Source organism: Bacillus sp. MYb209 (assembly GCF_002975175.1).
Classification (GTDB): Bacteria; Bacillota; Bacilli; order Bacillales; family Bacillaceae_G; genus Bacillus_A.
On record NZ_PCNZ01000084.1, the window covers coordinates 1 to 4,863 of the forward strand.

Sequence of the window (4,863 nt, forward strand, 5' to 3'; positions counted from 1 at the left end):
CCTTTTATAGAGTAGTACTATCAGTATTTCCAAGTTTGATAGACCATTTTCATATACTTCAAAGTTTTTGCACCAGAGCCAAAAATAGTGGGATTACTATGTTCTAAAGTGAAAAGAAATAAAATAAGCCTTGCTTATAAGCAAGGCTTATTTTATTTCCAGAATTTCCACCAATGATGTTTATTTTCTGTAGTAGGAGCAACTAGTTGTTTAGTTTCTTGAATAGATCGTATGTTATGTAATAGTTGCTCATCTCTTTCTTGTAACAATTGTTCATGGTGTTTTTGATATGTCTGTATACCATCTTTCAAAGTTTGAAATTCTTCTTGAGTTCGTCGTAGTTCTTCTCTCATGGATTGGAGTTCTTTTGTTATTTCTTCGCGTTCCTCACGCAACAATTCACGTAATAAATTAGTGTTGTTTTCACGTTCCAATATTTCTTTATCTCTCGTAATAAGTAAGGATTGGGAATTTATTGGGTCATGGGACGTTCCACTCGTGTTCCAATTTTCATTATTTATGGTTATTGCTACGGTTTTGGCAGCATCAGCTTTGTTATATCCGGCATCTTTCATAAGTGTTTGAAATTGTTTTAAAGCTTTTATATCTTTTGAAGTAAAGGTTCGATACTCGCGATTACTTTTAGGATCACGAACTTTTATAAAGATGTATTCATGTTTTTCTAACTCTAAACACCATTTACGCAAATAGCTTTCGCTAATACTTAACATTTCTGCTACTTCCTTGGTTAGGAAAGCTGGGAGTGGCACGGATTGTATACCATTCCGTGTTCCATCAGACATCGTTCCTCACGCTCCTCTTAATGTTCCAATTGACGTTCCTAAAGTTACATTATACATGATAAAACGAAATACCTTTGAAATATGAAATTTGTTGGTAATATCGGCTAAGGATAAAGTACCTTTTTATTCTAATGAATGAATAGAATGTAGACTAGTAAACAAGCTGTTTTTGTTTTTAAGCATAGAATATGATGAATTCTATTGTTGAGAGGAGGTAATCATATTCATGAGGGATGATTTAATATTTGGAAGACGTAGACATGATCGAGATTGTGATTGTGATGAATGTCGTTTTAGACGCAGACATGATCGAGATTGTGATTGTAATGAATGTCGAGATTGGTAAATTTCTTTGAACGAGTATTTTGAAGAAAAGTACTCGTTTTTTGTTTTCATAAAAATATAGCTTTTGAAGATGAATTTGGTGGCGGATTTACTTTAATAATTTAACTAATTGGACATTTTATAGGGGGAAAGTTTAATCAATTAACTTATTATTTCTATAGAATATAGGGTAGTACATTCTATGGAAAAGGGGAGTTATGTTAAATTTTTTTTGAAGAAAGATGTGAATGTGATGAGTGTAGAAGAAAGAGAAGATTCAGAGGAGAAAGAGAATTTGATTTTAGACGCAGAGAATGTGATTTTGAGCGTAGAAAACATGGAAGATTAGATCACATACGAGAAGGCGATAAAATTCAAGTGTTCTCTGGTGGAGATAGAATTGATGGAACAGGAGTATTTATTAATATAGAAGATGGATTTCTTGTTTGGGTTGATAATAATGCAAATATTAATGTTACAAGTCTAGATGTTATTAGTGTTCGAAGAATTTCTTAGTTAATAAAAAGATCAAAGATAAGAGGAAAAGGCTTTTATCTTATTTTGTTATAAATAAGCAAGTTTATAAACGTACAAGCTTTAATTATGTTCATATATATTAGTTTGAATAAAGGAGAAATAATTATGGGATTTCAAAGAGAATTTGAAAATGAATGTAATGTTAGACGTAGAAGATTAAATGGCTTACGAGAAGGCGATAAAATTCAAGTGTTCTCTGGTGGAGATCAGATTGATGGAACAGGAGTATTTATTAATATAGAAGATGGATTTCTTGTTTGGGTTGATAATAATGCAAATATTAATGTTACGAGTCTAGATGTTATTAGTGTTCGAAGAATTTCTTAGTTAATGGATAGTATAGAAAAATAAAAAGAGAGGCTAGTATATATTTCTAGTTTTTTGATTATCATTAGTTGGAATTATGTAGATTAGGTTCCTAAGTGAATATACAATTAAAATCACATTAAAAAAGAACAGTCAAAAATACTGTTCTTTTTTGCTATCTCTATAGATAGCTAGCGACTTAGTAATATACGGAAAAGGGTTATGTTGGGATGTTTATCATCCTATTGATAGCTTATGTAAGTACTAAAAAATAGCTTGTACAATTATCATAATTAATATATTTTATTTTTAATAAATTAATGAACTAGACATTTAATAGAGGAAGAAAGCCTAATCAATTAATTTATGAATTTCATAGAATATGGTGTAAATAAATTTATCGGAAATGGGGTTATGTTAGATGTCTTTTGAGGATAGATGTGAATGTGATGAATGTAATAGACGAAGACGAATAAAAAAAATAGAAAGTTTGAAGGGGGGAGATTGGGTGATTTAGGAAGAAGAGGATTAAATGGTTTTAGAGAAGGCGATAAAATCAGAGTCTTTTCAGGTGGAGATCAGATTGATGGAACAGGAGTTTTTATTCGTGTAGAAGATGGATTTCTTATTTGGGTTGATAATAATACAAACTTCAATGTGACAAGGCTAGATGTTATTAGTGTTCAACGAATTTCTTAATGCCTTTTAAAAACAAAATAAGATAAGAGAAGAGGACTTTTATCTTATTTTGTTTTTAAAAGTAGATATGTTTATTAATTTATATAATGTTATTGGACATCAATAAGATATGGTTTTTATCTCTTTGTTTATAGTGTTTTGAATGTATACTTTTCTTGATAATTTTGAAGATATCAGGGGAATTGGTGTGAAGTCAATGATTTAGGTGAAATGAATTAATTTTTGAAGCTCCTGTAAATCTTTTCTGACCACTAGAAGTTAAATAGTAATCGTAGTTAAAATTTATTCTCATGGTAACCATTGATGCCCACCAAAGATCGTAATCATTCCAAGTTATAGAGCCTATAACTGCAATATACTTCGATACATCAGAAGGATTATTTCCCTCAATAGGGGGTAATGACAGGGTTCTTGCTATGAACCGCAAAGTAAACTCTTCAAATCATATAAAATAAGTGAATTGGTTACCAAAAACCATAATTTTTGTAACTAATTTAATCTTAATTAAAGTTCTTGATATCAATGGCATACAATCTTACTAAAAATAATTTCCAAAATGATTACCATAAACCTTTTTCAAAAGTGTACGGTACACTTTTTATAATTTTATTGGATTATACTTTGCGGTCTATGACAGCAACCCTGTTACTACCCCAATAAGTGATGTTATGTAAGAAAGTTGGTACTAGTTAATAGATGGCAATAGGCAAGATGATTCTAACGGGTGATGCAAGGGGTAATCTTATCTATTGTCATCTATATTCAAATATAAAGCATTAAAAATCAAGGTTATAAATAATTGGTATATCCATCCATTCTAGGGAAACCGCCCATACCCATTCCGGGGAAACCGCTCATACCCGGTCCAGGGAAACCGCCCATACCCGGTCCAGGGAAACCGCCCATACCCGGTCCAGGGAAACCGCTCATACCCATTCCAGGGAAACCGCCCATACCCATTCCAGGGAAACCGCCCATACCCGGTCCAGGGAAACCGCCCATACCCATTCCAGGGAAACCGCTCATACCCATTCCAGGGAAACTGCCCATACCCATTCCAGGGAAACCGCCCATACCCATTCCAGGGAAACCGCTCATACCCATTCCAGGGAAACTGCCCATACCCATTCCAGGGAAACCGCCCATACCCATTCCAGGGAAACCTATAATACGGTGAGAATCTAATGTCATGTTTTCACCTACTTTTTATAAATATTTCATATTCTTTTACATGCTATGCTTAAAGAATATAAAGGAGCTTATTCTCATTTGAAATTAGGCAGACTAACTACTGATAACGGCGATTATGTGAACGGAGAGTCCCTTAAGAAGATCTGAAAGGACTCTTCTAGGTTTCTAGATAGATTGACTACTGATAAGTGGTGTTATGTTAACTTGATGGGCATGTATGGTAACCCCCAATAGCAATTATCGTAGGTGCTGCCGTGATCTGGGTGACGTCTTGTTTGTTGTTAATGAAAATAGGTAAAGAAGATAGACTAGTAAACAAGCTGTTTTCTACTTTTAAACATAGAATATGGCTCTGGTGCAAAAACTTTGAAGTATATGGTGTAGCTTTTGAATAAAGTTTAATTAAATTAACTTAATAAACCTTGATAAAAGAACAAATAGAAAAAGCGTACTTTGAAAAAAAGATTGATCAAAACATGCTCTTAAAATATTCTAACGAATTATTATTTTATAAAAAAGTTTAATCATTTTTTGTGTTGTTTGTTCAACTACAGCACCTGTTAATGGATTCACCTCTAGATAAACCAAGTAAGGAGAACTGCAATTATAAAACTTTGAACAAGGTAGATAACAAATACTTTCCCTTTATTTTCTTTTCCTTTAAACAAGTAGGTATTAACTATAAAGCCGATAATTCCTATAAACACAAAAGTCACAATAAATGTGAAAACAAAATTATATGCCATTTTAACAGCTCCTTGTTTATGAACTAATATAACAACAATACCTCATTTACCTTCATTTGGTAATTAAACCAATTTTCTTTGATAGCTCAATAAAAAAAAACGAAATCACAGATAGATTTCAATTCATCATAAAAAAAACGGTACATCTTTTTCAAAACGGTGCGACTTTTTTATAAACAGTACGACTTTATTTCAACGCTACATATGAAAATGGTCTATCAAACTTGGAAATACTGATAGTACTACTCTATAAAAGG

5 protein-coding genes and 1 pseudogene are annotated in these 4,863 nt (G+C 32.3%); 3 read left to right on the forward strand and 3 right to left on the reverse strand.

Translation table 11 applies throughout. From position 1 onward, the window contains the following. Positions 1–152: 152 nt before the first annotated feature. Positions 153–803, reverse strand: a complete 651-nt coding sequence (locus CQZ94_RS30110) for a DUF3967 domain-containing protein (protein ID WP_105588358.1) — start codon at positions 801–803, stop codon at positions 153–155. 549 nt (positions 804–1,352) lie between these two features. Between CQZ94_RS30110 and CQZ94_RS32170 the strand changes: the two genes are divergently transcribed. From CQZ94_RS32170 to CQZ94_RS30125, 3 genes and pseudogenes are all read left to right on the forward strand, one after another. After that, complete coding sequence (locus CQZ94_RS32170) at positions 1,353–1,643, forward strand: hypothetical protein (RefSeq protein ID WP_105588359.1); 291 nt, start codon at positions 1,353–1,355, stop codon at positions 1,641–1,643. A gap of 126 nt (positions 1,644–1,769) precedes the next feature. Further along, positions 1,770–1,991: a hypothetical protein gene (locus CQZ94_RS30120; RefSeq protein ID WP_105588360.1), complete on the forward strand. Its 222-nt coding sequence runs from the start codon at positions 1,770–1,772 to the stop codon at positions 1,989–1,991. 400 nt (positions 1,992–2,391) lie between these two features. Then, a pseudogene (locus CQZ94_RS30125) lies at positions 2,392–2,669 on the forward strand (hypothetical protein). 789 nt (positions 2,670–3,458) lie between these two features. Here CQZ94_RS30125 and CQZ94_RS32175 read toward each other — a convergent pair. Continuing rightward, positions 3,459–3,860, reverse strand: a complete 402-nt coding sequence (locus tag CQZ94_RS32175) for a hypothetical protein (protein WP_258166093.1) — start codon at positions 3,858–3,860, stop codon at positions 3,459–3,461. A gap of 575 nt (positions 3,861–4,435) precedes the next feature. Beyond that, on the reverse strand, positions 4,436–4,606 hold the full coding sequence (locus CQZ94_RS31475; RefSeq protein WP_181149583.1) for a hypothetical protein: 171 nt from the start codon (positions 4,604–4,606) through the stop codon (positions 4,436–4,438). Positions 4,607–4,863 lie beyond the last annotated feature (257 nt).

Coding starts and splice junctions, on each gene's coding strand:
- CQZ94_RS31475 (WP_181149583.1), bottom strand. CDS start 4,606: ATGGCATATAATTTTGTTTTCACATTTATTGTGACTTTTGTGTTTATA.
- CQZ94_RS32175 (WP_258166093.1), bottom strand. CDS start 3,860: ATGACATTAGATTCTCACCGTATTATAGGTTTCCCTGGAATGGGTATG.
- CQZ94_RS30120 (WP_105588360.1), top strand. CDS start 1,770: ATGGGATTTCAAAGAGAATTTGAAAATGAATGTAATGTTAGACGTAGA.
- CQZ94_RS30110 (WP_105588358.1), bottom strand. CDS start 803: ATGTCTGATGGAACACGGAATGGTATACAATCCGTGCCACTCCCAGCT.